Source organism: Mucilaginibacter pocheonensis, from assembly GCF_031456535.1.
In the GTDB taxonomy this organism is placed as follows: Bacteria; Bacteroidota; Bacteroidia; order Sphingobacteriales; family Sphingobacteriaceae; genus Mucilaginibacter; species Mucilaginibacter pocheonensis.
The window spans coordinates 1,088,949-1,111,539 of sequence record NZ_JAVDUU010000002.1 but is presented as its reverse complement, the minus strand read 5'-3'; the positions used below and the strand labels follow the sequence as shown (position 1 = coordinate 1,111,539).

The following is a 22,591-nucleotide window of genomic DNA, read 5'->3' as shown; positions in this document are numbered from 1 at the left end:
AACAAACACTATGTATACGGTGTTAAAATAACACGAAGAATCGTTAGTTTAACTTTTAATATCCACCTAACAATTAACTTGTTACTTTTGTAGAAAACCAACTCAATTATGCTGCCAAATACGGATTTTACCACCACCCAGAGTTATAAATATTTAACAGACCATTACATTGATATTGTTTCAAAAAGTTTAAAAGAATTATTTGATACTGACAGTCAGCGATTTAAAAAATATTCAGTTCAGTTTGAGGACATTTTACTGGATTATTCCAAAAATCGTATTGATGATCAAACCATCGCCCTGCTGATGCAACTGGCTAAAGAATGTTCAGTAAATGAGGCGATTGAAGCCATGTTTACAGGCGAAAAAATCAATGTAACGGAAGGCAGGCCGGTGTTGCATATTGCCCTGCGCAACCGCAGCAACACACCAATTTATGTTGATGGCAAAGATGTGATGCCCGATGTAAATAAAGTGCTTGATCACATGAAGGATTTTAGCGATGCCATTATTTCGGGCGCATGGAAAGGTTATACCGGCAAGCCTATTACCGATGTGGTTAACATTGGCATAGGCGGTTCAGACCTCGGCCCTGTAATGGTTACCGAGGCGTTAAAGGCCTATAAGAACCACCTGAACCTGCACTTTGTAAGCAACGTAGACGGAACACACATAGCCGAAACCTTGAAAGTTGTTGATCCTGAAACTACGCTTTTCCTGATCGCTTCAAAAACTTTTACCACCCAGGAAACTATGAGCAATGCCCATAGTGCCCGCGACTGGTTTTTAGCTGCCGGTGCTGCCGAAGCTGATGTTGCCAAACACTTTGCAGCATTGTCAACCAATGCCGCGGCCGTTGAAAAGTTTGGCATTGACACTAAAAACATGTTTGAGTTTTGGGATTGGGTTGGCGGCCGTTACTCATTATGGAGCGCTATTGGCCTTTCTATTGCTCTAAGCATTGGCTTTGACAACTTTGTTGAATTGCTTGAGGGGGCCCATGCTACTGACAAGCATTTCAGGACCACTGAATTTGACCAGAACATTCCGGTTATTTTAGCCCTTATTGGTATTTGGTATAACAACTTTTTTGATGCCGAAACCAATGTTATATTGCCGTATGACCAATACATGCACCGTTTTGCCGCATATTTTCAGCAAGGCGATATGGAAAGCAATGGTAAGCATGTTGACCGCAATGGCAAAGAGGTTGATTATTCAACCGGCCCTATTATTTGGGGCGAACCGGGCACCAATGGACAGCACGCTTTTTACCAGCTGATACACCAGGGTACTAAACTGATCCCTGCTGATTTTATTGCTCCTGCTCAATCGCACAATCCGCTTGGTGAGCATCATAACATGCTGCTATCAAACTTTTTTGCCCAAACCGAAGCGCTGATGAATGGCAAAACCGAAGAAGAGGTTATTGCCGAGTTGAAAGCAGCCGGCAAATCTGACGCCGAAATAGCTTTGATAGCGCCATTTAAAGTATTTGAAGGCAACAGGCCTACAAATTCATTCCTGCTTAAAAAGATCACCCCGCGCAGCCTGGGTTCATTGATAGCTATGTACGAGCATAAAATATTTGTACAGGGTATTATCTGGAACATTTACAGCTTTGACCAATGGGGCGTTGAACTGGGCAAGCAACTGGCGGGTAAAATACTTCCTGAACTAAAAGATGATAGCGAGATCAGCAGTCATGACTCATCAACCAATGGCCTTATTAATCAATATAAAGCCTGGAGATAAGTTCAACTGCTAAACATATCTATAAAATAAAACAAGAGCCGATTTGATCGGCTCTTGTTTTTTTATGCGCTGTTTTAATTTTTAACGGCTTAAACTTTATAGCCAAACCTACATCTATACCTGTATAATTTTAATCACAATTAATATGACTAAATCCTTTAAACCAATCATAATAGCGTTATTGGCTCTTATGCTCACCTCATGTGCCGAAATCAATCAAAGCATTGACAGATCAAAAACCGTAAACCTGAGTTCTATAAAATTAGGCATGAGTAAAGACGAAGTTCAAAAGCAATTAAAAAAGAAACCGGACAATATTGTAGCTGCAAAAAATTATCCCGATACCCAAACATATATAGAGGTGGTACAATACAGCGAATGGAATAGCGCTGATGTTAATAAACCCATTGAAAGCTATTGGCTGTATTTTGTAAATGACAAGCTCGACAAGTGGGAAAAGGCAAGCAAGGACCGTAAACCATGGATTTAGAGATCGGCAAATTCAGTTACAGCTTTTATTTAGCCAAATCAGATTCATTACCAACAGGAATGAATCTGACTTGCGTAAATTATTTTTCTTCAGTCAGCGGAAAAGGATCTTCATACTGGTCAGCGTCAAAATTCCCTAAACCTTTGGGATTTTCGCCATACTCGTTCCACTCGGGTATGCCGTCCTGAAAAAGGAGAAAGAAAAAATAAAAAGGGATTATTTGCCACCAACCGCTTTTGCCAAGATCATGGCACCTTTTTGCCCCTTGTGACCATAGGAACCAAAGCAAGGGAATAAACGCTAAACCAATAATTTTTGCGCCCTGATCGCCTTCAGCTGTTAACCGGATCATTACATATCCGATCACATAAATAATAAAGCTGAGACCATATTCAGTACGCCTGATACGGCCGTTAAATGAGAAGAGATTTTTAAACATACACATTAAATGATAAGGTTCATCTAATGTAAATAATTGGTATGATAAACACGATGTAAGGCGGAAAATTTATCTATGATCTGCTACCGTAACCTATCATTCAAATCCCCTATCTATTCTATTTCTTCACAAATTTCACCTGGTACAAATGCGGCCATTTTTTACCGGCAACAAAAAGGCGTTTACCATCAGCATCCCATGCAATGCCATTCAGCACGTTATTGCCCCAATCCCTGTCCTGTGGCCTGTCGGCCATGGGGTACAGGTCTTTCATGTCTACCCTTTGCTCAACAGCTCCTGTTTTTGGATTGATGACCAATATAGTATCTGTTTGGTACACGTTGGCATACAGTTTACCGTCAATATATTCCAGTTCATTTATTTCATTGATCTGACCTTTATCGTCGCATACATCAATATATCCCTTTTGCTGATAGGTATCCTTATCTAAAAACCAAATGCGGTTGGTGCTGTCGTCCATGTATAGTTTTTTTCCGTCAAAACAAAGGCCCCAGCCTTCAACACCTACATTATTTGCAAACGTGCTTAATAATTTCAATGAATTTTTATCATACACAAACCCAACCTTATTTCGATAAGTAAGCTGTATTATCTTATTCTCAACTATAGCAAGCCCCTCACCAAAATATTCATCTTTTAGTTTGGTTACCTGTATAGCTTTACCGGTTTCGATGTTCACTTTCTGAATAGTTGAGTGCCCTGTGTCGCCGGTGCTTTCATACATAATACCTCCCTCATATTGCAAACCCTCCGTATAACTGCTGGTATCATGCGGAAACACTTTTTCAACCTTATAAGTTAGCTGTTCGGGAGCTTTGGCAGCAAGCAATAGTATATTAGTTGTCACATCCTGATCTTTACCCGCAGCATAAACCTTAGCGGTAATTACCTTAATGCCCAACGGAATAGTATCTGTTTTTAAACTGATGCCCAGGGTATCTTTACCAACGCCCAGTTTTAAAGCGTCCAGCATATATACCACAGAATCAACCTTTGCATCGGCGGGGAAACTTACTTTTATTTTTACTTCATCGCCGGCTTTATAAGTAGTGCCAGCTTCAGGGCTGATGCTAAAGTCGGCTCCTGTGCTTTTGGAGTTGTTATTACAGCTGCTGCCAAATGCAAGCAAGGCACAGGCGGCAAAAAGAGCTTTTATTTTATTATTCATAAGTAAATCAGGTGGCCGAAGGCCAAAACGCATCTTCGATATGGTTTAGTATATAATTTTTATTTCTGTCGAACAATATGGCAATAATATCAAAGCGAACCTCGCCCTGGTGGTTCATCAGGTAAATATATTCATCTGCAGCATCGGCCAGTAATTTTTGTTTACGGGCATCCACAAAATCCTCGGGCTCACCAAAACCATTGCCGGTACGTGTTTTAACTTCTGTAAATATAATAACCTTGTCTTTATATGCAATCAGGTCAATTTCGGCTTTTCCGTAAGTCCAGTTCTCATCCAGTATTTCATAACCGGCATTTTCAAGGTGTGTTTTTGCTAAAGCTTCGCCGGTACGGCCCAGGTCAAGGTGCAAAGCCATTATTTGATAATTACTGAGCCCAAAAAATCGGAGATGGTTTTTTCAACCTTTTTCATGCGGATATATTGGTTGAGCAATACTTCCTGGTCGGCTTCAGTATCCGCCTTTTGCAGTTCAGCGCGCAGGTTTTCCAGTATTTTACCCACCTTATGTTTTTTAAGGTGAAATATAGCGCCTAAAATAGTAGCTTTCATATTGGCCTGCTCATCGTTCACCAGTATTTTATGCATTTCATACCAGTTTTCGCTCAGGGTGTATTTGGTGGCCAGCATAGTTACGGTGAGGTCAACAATCCCTTTATCCCGGTGATGTATAAAATGTGTTTCATCAGGCAGTACCCCATTCTCAACCTCCTGCCGGTAAATATCCATAAACAATTTACAGGCCGGGTGTTCAAAAGTAACATCGCTTAATTCCGCAATCATAAACGGACCGATATAAGTATTGGCAATACCGTCCCAGTCAATCATTTTGTTACCATACAACAATAGCAATCTTATGATCTCTTTTTCTTGTGTGCTTTCGTCTTTAGGCTCTTTTACTTCTGGTTCATCAAAAAAATTTGGTTCATCAGGTGGAGGGGCCAGTCTTGTATTTTGCTGCTGCTGCCCATCCTTTTTAGCCTTAGCCTGGCGCATTTTATTTAATTCAGATAGCAGCGAGCGCTCATCTATCTGTAAAATATAGCTGCATTCCTTTATAAAGACCGAAGCTTTAATAGAGTCAGGGATCTTGGCAATACTCTCCACGATTTCCCTTATGATCTCTGCTTTTTTAATTGGGTCGTTACCTGCATCTTTTAACAGGAGGTTTGCTTTATAAAGAATGAAGTCTTTTTTACTTTCTTCAATATGTTTTTTAAAGGCGCTGGTACCAACATTGCGCACATAAGAGTCGGGATCGTGCCCATCAGGAAAAGATACAACTTTCACGTTGAGCCCCTCTTCCAATATCATGTCTAACCCACGTAATGAGGCCTTAATGCCTGCGGCGTCGCCATCATATAAAATGGTGATATTTTTGGTAAAACGACCTATAAGCCTGATCTGCTCCGTTGTTAACGAGGTGCCCGACGATGCTACTACGTTTTCAATACCGGCCTGATGAACTGAAAGCACATCGGCGTATCCCTCTACCAGGTAGCAGTTATCTTCCTCGCGGATGGCTTTCTTCGCAAAATATAAACCATAAAGCACATTTGATTTATGGTAGATCTCCGACTCGGGCGAGTTTACATACTTGGGTACGTTCTTATCTTTTTTTAGGGTGCGCCCGCCAAAAGCTATCACACGGCCGGTAAAACTATGTATCGGGAACATTACACGGCCGCGGTAACGGTCATACAAAGTACCATTATCACGCTTAACCGATAGTCCACTTTCTACCAGAAACTGCTCCTGGTAACCTTCTTTTACGGCTGTACCAGTAAAAGCTTCCCATTGGTCGGGCGAATAGCCCAGTTCAAATTTCTTAATGGTTTCGGTACTAAAACCACGCTCCTTAAAATAGCTCAGGCCTATGCTTTTACCTTCGTCAGTATCCAGCAGGCTTTCATGAAAAAACTTAGCGGCAAATGCCGTTACGATCATCAGGCTTTCGCGGCGCTGGTCTTCTTCGCGATTCTCAGGATGATCGATGGTTTCTTCAACCTCAATGCCGTACTTTTTTGCCAGCCACTTTAAAGCCTCCGGATAGGAGAATTTTTCCAGCTCCATTAAAAAGGTAACAGCCGAGCCGCCTTTACCTGTTGAAAAATCTTTGAAGATCCCTTTGGCCGGCGATACCGTGAACGATGGTGTACGCTCATTAGCAAAAGGCGAAAGGCCCACATAGTTTGCCCCGCGTTTTTTTAACTGCACAAATTCCCCTATCACCTCCACAATGTCGATGGATTCCATTATACGGTCGATAGTAGATTTTTGGATCATGTGCTAAATTGCAAATGTAGGGCAAATCATCAAATGAAATTAACAATCGTTAAGATACAATTTTTATCTAGTTGATTGTAACGGCTTTAAAAATGTTACCGCTATACCGGCAAGTACAAGTACGCTTCCAATTATTTCAGTTACCGAAAGCTTTTCATATAATAAAAATGTAGCAAGCAGCCCGGCAAACACCGTTTGGCTCAATAAAGAAATAGCCACTTTGGTTGATTCAAGATACCTTAATGAATAATTGATGGTGAGCCAGCCACCAAGCTGGCATATCAGCCCCATGCCCACAAAACAAAGCCAAACATTTAAAGAAAAATTTGCAATTGCACCGCCTGCTACACTATTAACCACAAATAAAAAGACAGTAGAGCCCAACATGCTGTAAAACATAAATGTAAATACATCTATATTCTCCATGATATTTTTAGTGATCAGGATATAAGTCGCGTAAAATAAACTGGCCAGTACCGCAAGCAAAATGCCGGCGTTAAGATTAAGGTGTATTATATTTTGATAACCTACCAGCACAATCATTCCTGCTATTGCAATGAGTGTACCAGCCCAGAACAGCATTCCCGAACGTTTTTTAAAAAGCACAAAACTCAATAAGCCAACCCATACCGGCGCCAGGTTAGCAATCAGTGTTGACACTGTAGCACTGATCTTTAACAGGGAGATATTCCATACCGCAACATCTGATGCAAAAACAATACCGGCTGCTACAGCTATCATAAGCTGTTTTTTATTAATGCGGAGCTTCTTTTTAATTATGCAGTAAGGCAGCAGGCAAAGCCAGGCGATAAACACCCGGTAAAACGCGGCTGAAATAGGTTCAACCCCTGCAAGCTTTACAAATATTGGCGAAAACGATATGCATAAAATACCAATAACCAGGCTTACTTTAGGATTCATAAAGGGGTAGTAAAATGAGTGGCAAACTTAAGCAAATGGCTTATAAGTAGCGTGATAATACGTATATTTAGATGCCACTATCAACCAACCGTTACAGATTTTCCCTGATATGAAAAGGTCCCTGCTTCTTTTACTTTCAGCAACTGTATTAACGTTTACCAGCTGCGCCAAAAAAAAGTGTTGCGATTTTCCTGTAACGCCCAATTTTATCCTCGCTCAAAAAAATGGCGTCGAGTGGAAGGCCAATACCTTAAACTCAAATATCCGGGGCGATACCATCATTGTATCGGGCAGTTATAATAACTCCGGGCAGGAAGAAACATTGGTTTTTAAACTTGTTTTTGACGGATTAGGTTATTATTCCCTTAAAAACAACGAAGGTTATTATCACATTGTAAAAGGCGGTGCCAGGACAGGTACCTATGGGTTTAACCCTACCCATTCCAATACCATAACTGTTTTTGCATTTAATGAAAGTGAAAAAATAATGCAGGGTTTTTTCGAGCTTAAATTTGTTAAAATCCATGATGATCCGCCTGGTACGCAGCAAGACGAGGTGAGCTTTTTAAGCGGAAAATTCAAGGTAGCTTTACATAATTAATTGTATTTTTGCGGCTCTAAAAAAATATATTTATATGAGTCAGCGAGTAAAGATTAAAGCATTGCTGCAAAGCCAGCAAACCGAAATTGATGTAACTGTTAAAGGATGGGTACGTACCTTCCGCAATAATCAGTTCATAGCTTTAAACGATGGCTCAACTAATAATAATATACAGGTAGTTGTTGATTTTGAAAACACCGATGCTGCCCTGTTAAAGCGTATTACTACAGGTGCCGCCATCAGCGTTACGGGCAAATTGGTTGCCTCGTTGGGCAAAGGCCAAACTGTTGAAATTAAAGCGACTGAAATTGAAATACTGGGCGACAGTGATCCTGAAAAATATCCCCTGCAGCCCAAAAAGCATAGTTTGGAGTTTTTAAGGGAAATAGCCCACCTGCGTTTCCGTACAAATACTTTTGGCGCCATATTCAGGGTGCGCAATAGCCTGGCTTTTGCTGTACACCAATTTTTTCAGGAGCGGGGTTTTGTTTACCTGCATACACCGGTTATAACCGCCTCAGATGCTGAAGGTGCCGGCGAAACTTTCCACGTAACCAACTTTGACCTGGATAACATTCCTAAAACAGATACCGGCGAGATTGATTTTAAGCAGGACTTTTTTGGTCGCCCCACCAACCTTACCGTATCAGGGCAGCTGGAAGGCGAGCTGGGAGCCATGGCGCTCAGCGATGTTTATACATTCGGCCCTACTTTCCGCGCCGAAAATTCCAATACCACCAGGCACCTGGCAGAATTTTGGATGATTGAGCCTGAGGTTGCCTTTAATGACCTGGCAGACAATATGGACCTTGCCGAGGACATGCTGAAATATGTGATCAGGTACGCTTTAGATAAAAATGCCGACGATATTGAGTTTTTAACCCAGCGTTTACAGGAAGAAGAAAAACAAAAACCGCAGAACGAACGCTCGGAAATGACGTTGCTTGAAAAACTGCAATTTTGTTTAAACAATGATTTTGAGCGCCTTACCTATACTGAGGCTATTGATATTTTAAAGGAATCAACACCAAACAAAAAGAAGAAATTTCAATACCCCGTTGAAGGTTGGGGCACCGACCTGCAAAGTGAACATGAGCGCTATCTGGTTGAAAAACACTTTAAAAAACCGGTGATCCTGACCGATTATCCCAAAGAGATCAAAGCGTTTTACATGCGGCAGAATGACGACGGCAAAACCGTAGGCGCCATGGATATACTGTTTCCGGGTATTGGCGAAATTATAGGCGGTTCACAACGCGAGGAGCGTTTGGATAAGCTGGAACAACGCATGGACGAAATGGGCATCCCTAAAGACGAGCTTTGGTGGTACCTGGATACACGCCGTTTCGGTGGGTGCCCGCATTCAGGATTCGGCCTGGGCTTTGAGCGCCTGGTATTATTTGTAACCGGCATGGGTAACATCCGCGATGTTATCCCCTTCCCGAGGTTCCCGAAGAACGCGGAGTTTTAATTACTAAAAAACATGTCATTGCGGCGAACGAAGCTATCGCTGCAATGACATAAATTAAGCTAAGCCACAATGCCTGTAATTGAATTAGCTACCCACATTAATGCCCCCATTGAGCAATGTTTTGACCTGGCGCGGAGCATTGATGTGCATATAGCTTCAACAAGGCATACCGGCGAAACCGCTATTGCCGGCCGCACCAGCGGCCTTATGGAATTGGGCGAATCCGTAACCTGGCGAGCCAGGCATTTTGGCATTTGGCAAACTTTAACTTCAACCATTACAGAGTTTGAATATCCTTATTTTTTTACCGATGAAATGGTTAAGGGAGCTTTTAAAAATTTCAGGCATGAGCACTACTTTTTCCCGGTAAAACATCAAACCCTGATGAAGGACGTTTTTATATTTGAATCACCTTTCGGTTTTTTAGGCCATATTGCTAATCTCGTTTTTTTAAAGAAATACATGATACAGCTTTTAGAAAAACGCAACCAGGTGATCAGGGAATAGCCCAAAGCTCAACTGTTCAATGAATATATTAATAAACTGACCGATCATAAAAATGACCTTCAATTCAACCATTATTATCCACCCTGGTTTAGGAAACTCGGGCCCTGCGCACTGGCAATCGCTTTGGGAAAAACAGTTCGGTTTTAACCGCGTTGAACAAAAGGACTGGGAAACACCGGTTTGTACCGATTGGATAAACACATTGAACAGCCATGTACAACAGCATGACTCATCCAACGTTATACTGGTAGGCCACAGCTTGGCCTGTACAACTATAGCTTACTGGGCGCAAAAATTTAAAGTGAACATTAAAGGCGCACTTTTAGTTGCACCAAGTGATACCGAGGCTGATACCTATCCGCCGGGCACCAGCGGTTTTACACCCGTGCCATTAATAACACTTCCGTTTAAAAGCATAGTGGTGGCCAGCAGCAACGATTATTATGTAACCCCGGAGCGCGCCGCTTTATTTGCTGACAGCTGGGGCAGCGAACTGGTTAATATTGGCGATGCCGGCCATATCAATGTGGCATCAGGCTACGGTGAATGGGCACAAGGACTGGAGTTGCTTAAACAGTTGGATAATTGATATATTTAGCAAATAACATATTTAGTAAACTATGTCATTGCGGGCGTGGCGTGGCTATCTCATCAATACAAATCACTCATTGATAGTCTAATTGTCCTGATGAGACTACTGCGTCGTTCCTCCTGGCAATGACAATACTTTTTAGTAATGATACCATGCTTATAAACCCATCAACCCTGCGTGTTTTTACCCAAAATATTTTTCTGGCCATTGGTTGCAGTACTGAACATGCAACGCTTGCTGCCGATGTTTTGCTGCGGTCCGATCTGCGCGGGATTGACTCGCATGGAGTGGCGCGCCTGAGCGGCTATGTAAGGCTATGGGAAAAGAACCGCATTAATCCTAAACCCGACATCCGGGTAGTTCACGAAACACCTACCACAGCCACCGTTGATGGCGATGCGGGCCTCGGGTTGGTAGTTGCCCCGTTTGCCATGCAGGTGGCTATTAAAAAGGCCGGGTTGTATGGTTCGGGATGGGTATCGGTGCGCAATTCAAACCATTTTGGCATTGCCGGCTATCACGCGCTGATGGCGGTTGAAAAAAATATGATAGGGTTTGCCATGACCAATGCCAGTCCGCTGGTAGCGCCAACTTTCTCTAATGAGCGTTTGCTGGGCACCAATCCCATGTGTTATGCCTTCCCCGCGGGTCATTACCCGCCTGTGGTAGTTGATCTGGCTACATCGGCAGCAGCTAACGGCAAGCTTGAAATTGCCCAGCGCCTGGGCAAACAAGTACCTGAAGGCTGGATACAGGATAAACACGGCAATTATACAACCGACCCGCACGCCTTAAAAACGGGCGGAGCGTTGCTGCCCCTTGGGAGCGACAGTGATCATGGCAGTCATAAAGGTTTCGGATTAAGTGCCACGGTTGATATTTTGTCGGCTGTGTTATCCGGAGCTAATTATGGCCCCTGGGTACCGCCGTTCGTGGCCTTTTTAGATCCGCCTGCCAATCCGGTGGGACAAGGCATAGGGCATTTTTTAGGTGCCATGAGGGTAGATGGTTTCCGCCCGGTTGACGAGTTTAAAGCGAACCTGGATAACTGGATAGCCCGTTTCAAAACCTCCAGCACGGTTGACCCTTCAAAAAAAGTGATCATCCCCGGCGAACCCGAACTGGAAGCCGAAAATAACCGCAGCGTACACGGCATCCCACTGGTTGATGCGGTAGTTACTGATCTCAATGCACTGGCTGAGCGGTTTGGGTTGAGTCCCCTAACCGACTGAAGGGGGAACTGATAATCCTGTTGGTTTGCCTTTATGCCCTTGCTGTAAGGGTTACGCAAAAGCTTATCAATCCTGTCATCCTGAGGAACGAAGGATCTGTTCGATAATAGATTCTTCGCGAAGCTCAGAATGACAAAAGTTATAGTTTGCTTCATCACAATACCGTGGTGGCTGCAGGTCAAACAAAAATGCCCGCTCAAACAAGCGGGCATTAAAACTTTTGCTCCTCTTTAGGGGTTTAATGAATAATATTAAACAACCTGCCCCACCTGATCTTGTTCAGGAAGCTGGCGTTATCGTCAATACTCATCCAAATGAACAGGGCCTTGCCTACGATGTGATCTTCGGGCACGAAACCCCAAAAACGCGAATCTTCAGAGTTGTGACGGTTATCGCCCATCATAAAGTAGTAGTTCAGTTTAAACGTGTAGGTATCCGCTTTTTTTCCGTTGATCAGGATATCCTTACCAACTACTTCCACCTTGTTACCTTCGTATATTTCAATGGCGCGGCCATAAACCGGGAAGGTTAAACTATCCAGCTTAACAGTCCAGCCCTTTTTAGGTACAATGATGGGACCATAATTATCAACGTTCCAGTTAAAGGTTGGGAAGTTTGGCGTTATTTTATATTTTGGATATTTGCTTGGGTAAATATCGCCCTCTGCTTCTTTAGGAGCTATATCGGGAGTAACTGATTTAATATTTGAATACCCTTTTAACGCATTAGCCGAAGCGACAGTGGTATTGGTAATAAAATCGGTGTTTGACCGGGGTGAAATATCCTCCAGGTGCAGTTCATTGATAAGCTGAGGGTTGATCTCGCTTCCGTCTGATTTTACCAGATACCCCATTTCGCCATGGGGAGGTGTAGGTGCCGCCTTGCTATTTATAAATACCTGTGCATTAACTACGCTAAGTGTATCGCCAGGTGTGCCCTGGCAGCGTTTAATATAATTTTCGCGTTTATCAACCGGTCTGTATAAAGGCGAATCAGCATCCATCGGGTAATTAAAAACCACTACATCGCCTTTTTTAACTTCGCTAAGCCCCGGCAAGCGATAATAAGGAAGTTCAATGCCATCCCAATAAGCTTTAGTATTTATAAGCGGCATGGTATGATGCGCAAACGGGAAAGCCACAGGGGTCATTGGCAAACGGGCGCCATAATTAACTTTACTTACAAAAAGATAATCGCCAATGAGCAATGAACTTTCCATTGACGCGCTCGGGATCACATAAGCCTCTATAAAAAGTGTACGTATCAGCGTAGCGGCTATCACTGCGAAAATAATGGCGTCGGCCCATTCTCGCGCAGCGGTCTTTTTCAGGGCCACTTTAAATTTTTCCCTGAATTCGGGACTTGCAGACTGGCCAATGTATTTGGTATCCTTATCAAAACCCCATTTGGGCAAAAATATAAATGGCAGCGCAACCGCGGCAATATGATCAATCAGCCTGAATTTGCCGTATGATTTTACAAAATCAACCGTGATGCCAATCATCACCAGGAAATTTAATCCGGGAATCAAGATCATAACAAACCACCACATTGGCCGCCCGCTCAATTTGATCATCATATAAATGTTATATAGCGGAACGACGCCTTCCCATCCCGGCCGACCGGCCTTTTCAAATAATTTCCACAAGCCTATGTAAGGCAAAATGATCAGCAGTATAATTGATAGTATAATATTCACCGTATTATTTTTAAATTCAAATCTTAATTAATGTATTCCCCTGAACAGCCGGTTCCAGCGTATTTTATTTACAAAAGAAGCGGTACTGTCAATGCTCAACCAGGTAAACAATGCCTTGCCCACTACATGATCTTCGGGCAAAAAGCCCCAGTAGCGCGAATCGGTTGAGTTATGGCGATTATCACCCATCATCCAGTAATAGTTCAGTTTAAACGTGTAAGTATCGGTTTTTTTATCATTTATAAATATGTCTTTACCTACTACCTTTACCTTATTGTGCTCATAAATTTCAATAGCACGGCCATAAACCGGGAAAGTCAGGCTATCCAGCTTTACAGTCCAGCCTTTTTTAGGTATAACTACCGGACCAAAATTGTCCACGTTCCAGCTATAATGAGGGAAATTGGGGGTTATTTTATATTTAGGATGCGCGGCCGGGTAAACCGGGTTCAGATCATCAGAAATACCTTTGGGTGCAATATCAGGAGTAACCGATTTAATATTTGAATATCCCTTCAATGTATTGGCCGAAGCTATAGTGGTATTAGTCTTAAAATCGGTATTATTAATAGTCGCTATATCGGCTAAATGAAGTTCATCTATTAACTGCGGGTTTATCTGGCTGCCATCGGTTTTTACAACATAAGCCATTTCGCCTTTTTCAGCGGCTGGTCGCGCCTTGCCGTTTACATAAACCTGGGCATCAACCAAACTCAGCGTATCGCCTGGTGTACCCTGGCAGCGTTTAATAATATTTTCACGCTTGTCAACCGGTCTGTAATAAGGCGAGTCGGCCTCTATCGGAGCGTTAAAAACTACGATATCACCTTTTTTAATATCGCTGAAGCCGGGCAAGCGGTAATAAGGCAGTTGGATGCCATCCCAATAAGCTTTGGTGCCTATCAACGGCATGGTATGGTGAGTAAACGGAAACGCTACAGGTGTTATAGGCATACGGGCACCGTAGTTCACTTTGCTTACAAATAAATAATCGCCAATTAACAGGGAGCTCTCCATTGACCCGCTGGGGATAACATAAGCCTCAATAAAAAGGGTACGTATCAATGTAGCAGCTATAACGGCAAAAACAATGGCGTCGGCCCACTCACGGACAGCACCTTTTTTTTTCTTATTCTTGCTTTTGTCTTTCTTCCAGAATTTCCAGTTCATTTTTTATTGATGTGCAAATATGCAAATTTCAGATGTGCCAACATGCAGATTTCAAATTTGCAGTTTTTTTTAATGTATGTAATTATTTTTTATTCCCTATGACTGCTGTGTAAGCTATATGTTACCAAATAGATATGCAATTACAGATGTGCAAATGTTTTTATAACTATTGCTGCTATGCAGGCATCTTAAACAGGCATATTACATATTAATTTATTGCCTTAAATAACCTGCTCCATCTGATCTTGTTAGCCGACGGCGCGCCCGCGTCCCAGCTCATCCATATAAACAGGGCCTTACCTACAATATGGTCTTCAGGTACAAATCCCCAAAAACGCGAATCTTCTGAATTATGCCGGTTATCGCCCATCATCCAATAATAGTTCATTTTAAACGTATATCTGTCCGTTTTTTTACCATTTATAATAATGCTGTTTCCGATAATCTGTAGCTTGTTATTTTCATAAACTTCAATGGCCCGGCGATAAAATGGCAGGGTAAGGCTGTTAAGCTCTACTGTCCATCCCGCTTTAGGAATAATGACAGGACCAAAGTTATCAACGTTCCACCGGTAACGCGGGTCATGCGGAAATATTTCAGGATCATAAACACCGCGTAATATAATATTAGGCCTAACGTTGCTTATATCCGCCTGTCCTTTTAACCGGGTTGCCGATTTTGCCGTCATATTCATCATATAATCATTGGTGGTGAATTGCTGAATATCAGACAAGTGCAGATCGTATACCAGCTGCCTATCGAATTTATTGCCGGCCCGCACCCGGTACTCCATTTCGCCGTGCGGAGGCGTTACCTCCGGCTTACCATTAACATATACCTGCGCATTAATCAAACTAAGGGTATCGCCGGGAGCACCCTGGCAGCGTTTAATATAATTTTCGCGCTTATCAACCGGCCGGTAAAGGGGAGAATCGGCATCCATCGGGTAATTAAATACCACTACATCGCCTTTTTTAACACTACTTAAGCCTGGCAGGCGAAAATACGGAAGCTTAATACCGTCCCAATAAGCTTTGCCCCCGGTAACAGGCATGGTATTATGCGCAAACGGGAAGGCCACGGGCGTTATGGGCAGGCGGGCGCCGTAATTTACCTTGCTTACAAATAAAAAATCGCCTACAAGCAGGGAGCTTTCCATTGATGGGGTTGGTATGGTATAGGCTTCCAAAAAAAGCGAGCGTATCAATGTAGCGGCTATTACCGCAAAAATGATGGCCTCGGCCCATTCCCTTGACGGCGACTTCCGAAGCTCTTTGCGGTATTGCTCATGAAACTCAGCACTTGCCGAAGCTCCCAAATAACTGGTTTGCTTATCAAAGCCCCATTTGGGTAAATAAATAAAAGCCAGCAGTATGGCCGCGGTTTGCTGGCGTATGCGGGTTTTGCCAAACGATTTTATAAAATCAATATAAATACCCAGCTCCACTAAAACACCCAGGCCCGGTATTAAAATAAACAGCAGCACCCACCAGGGCCTGCCGCTTATTTTTAACATGACATAAGTTCCGTAAATGGGAATGAGCGCTTCCCAGCCGGGGCGACCGGCCTTTTCAAACAACTTCCAGAAGCCAGCGGTTATTAATATCACTGCAAGGGCCAATATGATATAAACCCTGATATAAGCTCCTGCCTCCATTTATTGGTTAAAAGGTTAGCTGTTAAAGTCAAACATGGCTTCAACCGAATAAAAACCCTTTTTATCGTGTATCCATTCGGCAGCTAATACTGCACCCAAGGCAAAGCCATTACGGTTATGCGCGGTATGTTTAAACTCAATCATATCAACCTCCGAATCGTAAATAACAGTATGTGTACCCGGAACGCTGTCAATACGCATCGATTCGATCAGCAACTGGTTATCAGCTACAGTTTCATCATCGTTCTTATCATCGGTGGTTAACACGTTGACCCATTCTGATTTTGAATCAAGATTTTCAATGATCCCTTCGGCGATAGTTATACCCGTACCGCTTGGCGCATCCAGCTTTTGGGTGTGATGAATTTCTTCAACCTGCACATCATAATACGGGTACTTATTCATCACTTTGGCCAGTAAGCGGTTAACATGAAAAAATATATTTACCCCAACACTAAAATTTGAGGCATATAATAATGTATTACCATCCTGTTCGCATTGCTTTTTTATTTCGGGGATCTTGTCATACCAGCCGGTTGTGCCTACCACAATAGGAACGCCGGCATTAAAGCAATGTTCAATGTTGTCCAGTACTGATGCCGGCGTGGTAAACTCAATTACGGCATCGGCTTTCTGTAAATTTTCGGCAGTAAGATCATGCAGGTTATCATGATCAATGGTTAATACAATTTCATGCTTGCGGCTAATGGCGATCTTTTCAATGATCCTGCCCATTTTTCCATAGCCCAGTAATGCTATCTTCATTGTTTACTTTTTATTTGTTTTTGTGGCGATCAGAGTTACACATCAGCCATTAAAACGTAAAGGTAATTTTTAAAGCCGGAATAAAAGCGCTGTTGACATTTTGTGCATAAACGGGCTGCCCTATTAACCCCGGCGTAACCTTCATGGAGAGGTCATTGTCAACCGTAAAAGAATGGATAAACTTGGCATCGATATAGGCATCAATGGTTTGTATGCCCCATGCAGCTAAGATACCCAGTATACTTAAATCGCGGTTACGCCTGCTGTTGTCGGCAACGTCACGTATATTTTGATCGGACACATTAGCATATAATATGTAGTCATCATAATACTTATCCCCTTTTACCGGCGCAACGCCTCTTTCCCGGTATCTGGCAAGCGTAATAAATTCACTATAATATTTTTGATTAAATATTACCGCTGAGGCTAAAAGGCCAATACCACCGTAAATAATAGGTACTTTCCACCAGCGATGATTATACAACTGCCCCCAGCCGGGCACCATTAGGGAGTGCATTACCGCCTTATGGGGGCTGTGTAAACTATCAGGATGATAGGCTTTTTCTTTTTTTATAGGAGGGGCGAATGATCCCGGCGCTGTGTTTGACGCCTTTTTTATTGTATCCTTTTTGCCTGTTGAGGCTGTATCTGCGGTTTGCGCGGCAGCGGCAAAAGCAAACACCATTGTAAATCCAATAACAAACAAAAATTTATACATTTTTTATGAATACAATTGAAGCAGCAAGTAGTTGGTATTAAGCGGTTAGTATCAGGATTTGATTGTATTTTTATACGCTCTCAAAGCTCTTGATACCTGATACTAACTGCCTGATGTTTGATACTAACTACCCGATACTAATTTTTACCAATCCAGCATCTCAAGGATACGGCCCAGATCATCTTCTGAAAGGAATGGAATTTCAATAACACCATTACCCCGGCTGCCTACCTTAAGTTTTACTCTTGTACTAAACTTTGAAGCCAGATCGTCCTGTATTTTTTGCAATTGATAAGATACCGGTTCGGGTTGTTTACCCTCTTTTTTTGCCGGGGCCTTTTGCAATTCACGAGCTAATTCTTCAACCTTACGAACGGATAAACCTTGCTGAATAATATGTTGATGTAAAAATAATTGTTTCGCCGGATCTTCAATGGTAATAAGCGCTTTGGCATGGCCCATGGTTAACTCACCATCGCGAATGGAGGCTTGTATGCTTGGCGGCAATTTTAACAGGCGCAGATAGTTGGTAACTGTCGACCGGTTTTTGCTCACCCTATCGCCCAGCTCATCCTGTTTAAGGTTACACTCCTCTATCATACGCTGAAAACTGAGGGCCACTTCAATGGCATTCAAGTTTTCGCGCTGTATATTCTCTATCAGGGCCATTTCCAGCATTTGCTGGTCATTGGCCGTGCGTACATAAGCCGGTATTTGCGTTAGTCCGGCAATTTTGGATGCCCGAAAACGACGCTCGCCCGATATAAGCTGGTACTTGTGCGCATTAACCCGCCTTACAGTTATAGGCTGTATAAGCCCCTGCAATTTTATCGAGTCGGCCAGCTCGGTCAGGGCCTGCTGGTCAAAATCAGTACGCGGCTGAAACGGGTTCACCTCAATTTCGGCCAACCGTATCTCATTTACTGATCCAAGACTGTTAACCTCAACGGCCGATGTGGTGGCTTCTTTATCTTTATCCTTGGTTTTGTTATAAGGTTGTACGTTTACAGAATCATTTAACAGCGCACTTAATCCTTTGCCCAGGGCATTTCTTCTTTCACTACTCATTGGTTACACTGTTGCTGTTTCTGTTTTCGCCTCATCTTTAGTGAGGCCGTTTTTTTCAATAATTTCGCGTGCCAGGTTCAGATAATTAATTGCGCCCTTGCAGGTTGCATCGTGCATAATTACAGATACACCAAAGCTTGGCGCTTCGCTTAAGCGGGTATTACGCTGAATAATGGTATCAAAAACCATATCCTCAAAATGTGTTTTAACTTCATCAACAACCTGGTTGCTCAGGCGCAGGCGCACATCATACATGGTAAGCAGGATACCTTCAATTTCCAGCTGCGGGTTTAAGCGCGATTGTACTATTTTAATGGTATTTAAAAGCTTGCCCAAACCTTCTAACGCAAAATACTCACACTGTACGGGTATAATTACCGAGTCGGCAGCGGTTAAGGCGTTAATGGTAATGAGGCCTAATGAGGGCGAGCAATCAATGATAATAAAATCATATTCATGGCGTACCGCGTCAAATACCTGCTTCATTTTATATTCGCGGCCACTCAGGTTTATCATTTCTATCTCGGCTCCTACCAGGTCAATATGCGCAGGCAGCAGGTCAAGGTTGGGAGTATCTGTTTTCTGGATAGCCTCATGAGGATCAACCTGGCTAATGATACACTCATAAATGCTATTCTTGATATTACGGGGGTCAAACCCGATCCCCGATGTAGAGTTAGCCTGCGGATCGGCATCAACCAACAAGGTTTTAAAATCTAATACGGCCAAACTTGCGGCCAGATTTATAGATGATGTAGTTTTTCCTACGCCACCTTTCTGGTTGGCTAAAGCAATTATTTTACTCATTCTATATTTAAAAAATTATTTTACAATGATTTATAACAACGAAAAATAGAATCAGAAATTTCTACTTTCGTAAAGTTTTTATCTGGTGATAAAGATACGGATTTAAAACAATTCAGAAATCCACAGGTTTCGGCAATTTACAAACAATTAATTATTGATTTACTGCATTATTGAGCTATTGAATGACAGATTTATTGAATAACAGAATAGATAAACCTCAATAATATGTATGTTTCAATCAATAATTAAGTAAATAAATATTCAATAACTATACATGATCACTATTATATCAGCAACTAACCGCCCGGAAAGCCATACTTTTAAACTTGCACAGTACTATCAGCAGAAACTGCGCGAAAAAGGGGCAGAGGCCGGTTTATTATCGCTTACCCAATTGCCAGCCAATTTGATTCAAAGTGATCTGTATGGCAAGCGCAGCCCTGAGTTTCAGGCTATACAGGACATCGTTACCCAAACAGATAAATTTATTTTTATAATACCCGAATATAACGGCAGTTACCCAGGTGTACTGAAAGTGTTTATTGATGCCTGCGCTTTTCCCGAAAGTTTTTATGAAAAGAAAGCGGCCTTGGTGGGCCTTTCGTCGGGTAAATACGGCAATATCAGGGGCATTGATCACTTTACCGGGGTTTGCCATTATATACACCTGAACATCATGTCGTTAAAAATACATATTGCAGCTATAAATAAGGAACTGGATGAACACGGGCAACTTTTTAAACCCGACACGCTGAAATTCACCGACGAACAGATAGATAAGTTTATAAAGTTCTGATACCGGTATCAGGCCGTAATAAGCTTAGCCATTAAAAACGCGGCGGCAGCGGCTATGGCGCCGATAAACAACACCTTAAAAGCCCCGGCTATAACTGGTTGGCCGGTTACCTTGCTTTTAAAATAGCCAAATACAAACAGGCATATCATGGTGATACAGCAGGAATAATACAAGGCTTGCTGTGAGTTGGCAATAAAAAAATAAGGCGACAGCGGTATAATACCACCTGCAATGTATGATAACCCTATGGTTACAGCGCTCTGCGTAGCGCGGTTTGCCTTTGGTTCTTCAAGCCCCAGTTCATAGCGCATCATAAAATCAACCCATTTGTCTTTGTCCTTTGCCATTTCTTCGGCAACTTCATGCTGCAGCTTTTCTGACAGGCCAAAGGCGGCAAATACTTCTTTTACCTCCATTTTTTCCTGCTCGGGCACTTTTTCCACCTCTTCATATTCGCGTTTCAGTTCTGATGAGTAATGGTCAGCCTCGGTACGGCCGGCCAAAAAACCACCCAGGCCCATAGCTATAGAGCCGGCAACTATTTCGGCAATACCCGCGGTGATCACAATGTTTGATGAATTTACTGCTCCGCTCAATCCAGCTGCCAGTGCAAAAGGTACGGTGAGCCCGTCAGACATGCCGATAACAATATCCCTGATGGTATCTGAACTTTGTAAATGATGTTCGTGATGCATAGTTAAATGTACCGGCAAAATGATTAATAATCAGTATAAATATCAATTTGTTATTAATCTGAATTACAAATTCAGCCAAAAGGTATCAGGCTAAAATTTACTCATCCGGTTCACGCCTTTTGACGCAAAGAGCCCGCGTAATAATGCCGCAGTGGGTCTTACGCTCATTGGTTTAATTGCACATTATTCACAAGTTACCCATGTTTCTATCCAAAATTCATCATCTGATAAAAAAACCATCAAAAAAAGTGTTAAAAAGCAGCTGAACAGTACGTTTTTGAACACTTTTTTGCACAAAACAAGTGGTAAAAATGCCTCTTTTTACTGCCTGGGTACATGGGAATTATAGACCTTTATAAAATGCCGGCAATAACAACCCATAACTTAAAGTAATTTAAATACCATGCCATCCATCTCTTCGCTGATGTGCATTTGGCAGGCCAGGCGGCTATCCGGGCCGGCATTGGGCAGGGTATCGAGCATGTCGAGCTCCGTATCTGTTGGGGTAAAAAAATGTTGGGGGCCTTCCACTACCTGAACATGGCAGGTGGCACACAGCGCCATGCCGCCACAGGTGGCAAGCACCTCATATTCAGATGCTTTCAACACCTCCATAAGGCTCAGGTTAATTCCCTCGGGTATTTGAACCGGGGCGCGATGGCCCGCGCGGTCTTCAATAATTAAGTTGATCATGGATTAAAATTCGGTTACGCCGTAAACGGTGGTGTATTTGAAACTTAATTTTTGTTGAGGATAAACGTATTTAAAAGCGCTTTGGGCCATCAGCGCGGCCTCATGGAAACCGCACAGGATCAGTTTGAGCTTGCCCGGATAGGTATTGATATCGCCAATGGCGTAAATGCGTTCCACACTGGTGCTATAGTCGCGCGTATTCACCACAATGGCCGAAAAATCGATATTAAGACCCCAGTTGGCAATAGGGCCAAGTTTTGGACTAAGGCCAAACAACGGTATCAGATGGTCGGCTGCAATATGGCTCACGTTATTGTTACGGTCAAGCAGGGTGATCTCCTGTAAATGCCCCTCACCCGTAAGCGCAACCACATTTGACCTCAGCACGAGGTCTATCTTGCCTTCTTTAGCCAGCTCAAAAACCTTTTCGGCCGAGTCGGGCGCGCCCCTGAAGGTATCGCCACGGTGCACCAGGGTAACCCTTTCGGCTATGTTAGACAGGAATATGGCCCAATCAAGTGCCGAATCGCCACCACCGGCCAAAATCACCTTACGGTCGCGAAACATTTCGGGGTTCTTCACCATATACGCTACGCCTTTGCCCTCAAACTCCAATAAACGGTCAATTTCGGGTTTGCGGGGCTCAAAGCAGCCAAGTCCGCCGGCAATTACCACCACCTGGCAATGCACCGTGGTACCGTCATTGGTTTGTATAAAGTACGAGCCGTCATCATTTTTAGTAAGCGTTTCCACTCTTTCGCCCAAGCTAAAAGTGGGATGAAACGGCGCTCCCTGCTCCATTAGCCTGTCAACCAGTTGCTGCGCGGTTATATCAGGGTAACCAGGAATGTCATAAATAGGTTTATGCGGATATATTTCGGAAAGCTGACCGCCAACCTGTGGCAATACATCAATTAAATGACAGCGCATTTTGAGTAAACCGGCTTCAAATACAGCAAATAAACCAACCGGGCCTGCGCCTATAATGCAAATATCGGTACTAATATGTTCCATAAAAATGC

At 42.9% G+C, this 22,591-nt stretch carries 23 protein-coding genes; 8 read left to right on the top strand and 15 right to left on the bottom strand.

Annotation, left to right across the window (positions count from 1 at the left end; translation table 11 throughout):
* Positions 1-108 precede the first annotated feature (108 nt).
* Together pgi and J2W55_RS11790 are read left to right on the top strand one after the other, a co-directional pair.
* Positions 109-1,755 (top strand): glucose-6-phosphate isomerase, encoded by a 1,647-nt coding sequence (gene pgi / locus J2W55_RS11795; RefSeq protein ID WP_310095886.1) that lies wholly within the window; start codon positions 109-111, stop codon positions 1,753-1,755.
* Positions 1,756-1,900: 145 nt separating this feature from the next.
* Positions 1,901-2,245 carry a hypothetical protein gene (locus J2W55_RS11790; RefSeq protein WP_310095884.1) on the top strand — a complete coding sequence of 115 codons (345 nt, stop codon included), beginning with the start codon at positions 1,901-1,903 and terminating at the stop codon, positions 2,243-2,245.
* Between the two features lie 79 nt (positions 2,246-2,324).
* Here J2W55_RS11790 and J2W55_RS11785 read toward each other — a convergent pair whose 3' ends face one another.
* The 5 genes from J2W55_RS11785 to J2W55_RS11765 all read right to left on the bottom strand — a co-directional run bounded on the left by J2W55_RS11785 (position 2,325) and on the right by J2W55_RS11765 (position 7,098).
* Positions 2,325-2,684: a DUF805 domain-containing protein gene (locus J2W55_RS11785; protein ID WP_310095882.1), complete on the bottom strand. Its 360-nt coding sequence runs from the start codon at positions 2,682-2,684 to the stop codon at positions 2,325-2,327.
* A gap of 118 nt (positions 2,685-2,802) precedes the next feature.
* The gene (locus J2W55_RS11780; RefSeq protein ID WP_310095880.1) at positions 2,803-3,873 is read right to left on the bottom strand and encodes a glutaminyl-peptide cyclotransferase; all 1,071 of its coding nucleotides are present in this window, start codon (positions 3,871-3,873) and stop codon (positions 2,803-2,805) included.
* A 7-nt stretch (positions 3,874-3,880) separates the two neighbouring features.
* Complete coding sequence (locus tag J2W55_RS11775) at positions 3,881-4,249, bottom strand: YraN family protein (RefSeq protein WP_310095878.1); 369 nt, start codon at positions 4,247-4,249, stop codon at positions 3,881-3,883.
* Positions 4,249-6,177, bottom strand: a complete 1,929-nt coding sequence (gene dnaG, locus J2W55_RS11770; protein ID WP_310095876.1) for a DNA primase — start codon at positions 6,175-6,177, stop codon at positions 4,249-4,251. Before dnaG ends, J2W55_RS11775 begins: the two co-directional genes overlap by 1 nt.
* 63 nt (positions 6,178-6,240) lie before the next feature.
* Entirely contained in the window at positions 6,241-7,098 is an 858-nt protein-coding gene (locus J2W55_RS11765) for a DMT family transporter (protein ID WP_310095873.1), read from the bottom strand.
* A 109-nt stretch (positions 7,099-7,207) separates the two neighbouring features.
* On the opposite strand from J2W55_RS11765, the gene J2W55_RS11760 reads away from it, so the two are divergent.
* The 5 genes from J2W55_RS11760 to J2W55_RS11740 all read left to right on the top strand — a co-directional run bounded on the left by J2W55_RS11760 (position 7,208) and on the right by J2W55_RS11740 (position 11,501).
* Entirely contained in the window at positions 7,208-7,699 is a 492-nt protein-coding gene (locus tag J2W55_RS11760; protein WP_310095870.1) for a DUF6252 domain-containing protein, read from the top strand.
* Between the two features lie 34 nt (positions 7,700-7,733).
* Positions 7,734-9,170 carry an asparagine--tRNA ligase gene (asnS, locus tag J2W55_RS11755; RefSeq protein ID WP_310095868.1) on the top strand — a complete coding sequence of 479 codons (1,437 nt, stop codon included), beginning with the start codon at positions 7,734-7,736 and terminating at the stop codon, positions 9,168-9,170.
* A gap of 69 nt (positions 9,171-9,239) precedes the next feature.
* Complete coding sequence (locus J2W55_RS11750) at positions 9,240-9,677, top strand: SRPBCC family protein (protein WP_310095866.1); 438 nt, start codon at positions 9,240-9,242, stop codon at positions 9,675-9,677.
* Between the two features lie 52 nt (positions 9,678-9,729).
* A complete protein-coding gene (locus J2W55_RS11745; RefSeq protein ID WP_310095864.1) occupies positions 9,730-10,266 on the top strand; it encodes an RBBP9/YdeN family alpha/beta hydrolase in 537 nt (178 codons plus the stop codon).
* 128 nt (positions 10,267-10,394) lie between these two features.
* A complete protein-coding gene (locus J2W55_RS11740; protein ID WP_310095861.1) occupies positions 10,395-11,501 on the top strand; it encodes an Ldh family oxidoreductase in 1,107 nt (368 codons plus the stop codon).
* A 238-nt stretch (positions 11,502-11,739) separates the two neighbouring features.
* Here J2W55_RS11740 and lepB (J2W55_RS11735) read toward each other — a convergent pair whose 3' ends face one another.
* The 7 genes from lepB (J2W55_RS11735) to J2W55_RS11705 all read right to left on the bottom strand — a co-directional run bounded on the left by lepB (J2W55_RS11735) (position 11,740) and on the right by J2W55_RS11705 (position 19,385).
* Positions 11,740-13,191 carry a signal peptidase I gene (gene lepB / locus J2W55_RS11735; RefSeq protein WP_374726366.1) on the bottom strand — a complete coding sequence of 484 codons (1,452 nt, stop codon included), beginning with the start codon at positions 13,189-13,191 and terminating at the stop codon, positions 11,740-11,742.
* Positions 13,192-13,227: 36 nt separating this feature from the next.
* Positions 13,228-14,370 carry a signal peptidase I gene (lepB, locus tag J2W55_RS11730; protein WP_310095857.1) on the bottom strand — a complete coding sequence of 381 codons (1,143 nt, stop codon included), beginning with the start codon at positions 14,368-14,370 and terminating at the stop codon, positions 13,228-13,230.
* A 208-nt stretch (positions 14,371-14,578) separates the two neighbouring features.
* A complete protein-coding gene (gene lepB, locus J2W55_RS11725) occupies positions 14,579-16,027 on the bottom strand; it encodes a signal peptidase I (protein ID WP_310095855.1) in 1,449 nt (482 codons plus the stop codon).
* A gap of 15 nt (positions 16,028-16,042) precedes the next feature.
* Positions 16,043-16,792, bottom strand: coding sequence for a 4-hydroxy-tetrahydrodipicolinate reductase (gene dapB, locus J2W55_RS11720; RefSeq protein ID WP_310095853.1), 750 nt, complete (start codon positions 16,790-16,792; stop codon positions 16,043-16,045).
* 49 nt (positions 16,793-16,841) lie between these two features.
* Entirely contained in the window at positions 16,842-17,510 is a 669-nt protein-coding gene (locus J2W55_RS11715) for a DUF5683 domain-containing protein (RefSeq protein ID WP_310095850.1), read from the bottom strand.
* A gap of 144 nt (positions 17,511-17,654) precedes the next feature.
* A complete protein-coding gene (locus J2W55_RS11710) occupies positions 17,655-18,578 on the bottom strand; it encodes a ParB/RepB/Spo0J family partition protein (protein ID WP_310095848.1) in 924 nt (307 codons plus the stop codon).
* A gap of 3 nt (positions 18,579-18,581) precedes the next feature.
* Positions 18,582-19,385 (bottom strand): ParA family protein, encoded by an 804-nt coding sequence (locus J2W55_RS11705; protein WP_310095845.1) that lies wholly within the window; start codon positions 19,383-19,385, stop codon positions 18,582-18,584.
* A 274-nt stretch (positions 19,386-19,659) separates the two neighbouring features.
* Between J2W55_RS11705 and J2W55_RS11700 the strand changes: the two genes are divergently transcribed.
* Positions 19,660-20,181 (top strand): NADPH-dependent FMN reductase, encoded by a 522-nt coding sequence (locus J2W55_RS11700; RefSeq protein WP_310095844.1) that lies wholly within the window; start codon positions 19,660-19,662, stop codon positions 20,179-20,181.
* A gap of 8 nt (positions 20,182-20,189) precedes the next feature.
* Here the strand turns inward: J2W55_RS11700 and J2W55_RS11695 are convergent, their stop codons facing one another.
* The 3 genes from J2W55_RS11695 to J2W55_RS11685 all read right to left on the bottom strand — a co-directional run bounded on the left by J2W55_RS11695 (position 20,190) and on the right by J2W55_RS11685 (position 22,583).
* Complete coding sequence (locus J2W55_RS11695; protein WP_310095842.1) at positions 20,190-20,876, bottom strand: VIT1/CCC1 transporter family protein; 687 nt, start codon at positions 20,874-20,876, stop codon at positions 20,190-20,192.
* 384 nt (positions 20,877-21,260) lie between these two features.
* Positions 21,261-21,569: a 2Fe-2S iron-sulfur cluster-binding protein gene (locus J2W55_RS11690; protein WP_310095840.1), complete on the bottom strand. Its 309-nt coding sequence runs from the start codon at positions 21,567-21,569 to the stop codon at positions 21,261-21,263.
* Positions 21,570-21,572: 3 nt separating this feature from the next.
* Positions 21,573-22,583, bottom strand: a complete 1,011-nt coding sequence (locus J2W55_RS11685; protein ID WP_310095838.1) for an NAD(P)/FAD-dependent oxidoreductase — start codon at positions 22,581-22,583, stop codon at positions 21,573-21,575.
* Positions 22,584-22,591 lie beyond the last annotated feature (8 nt).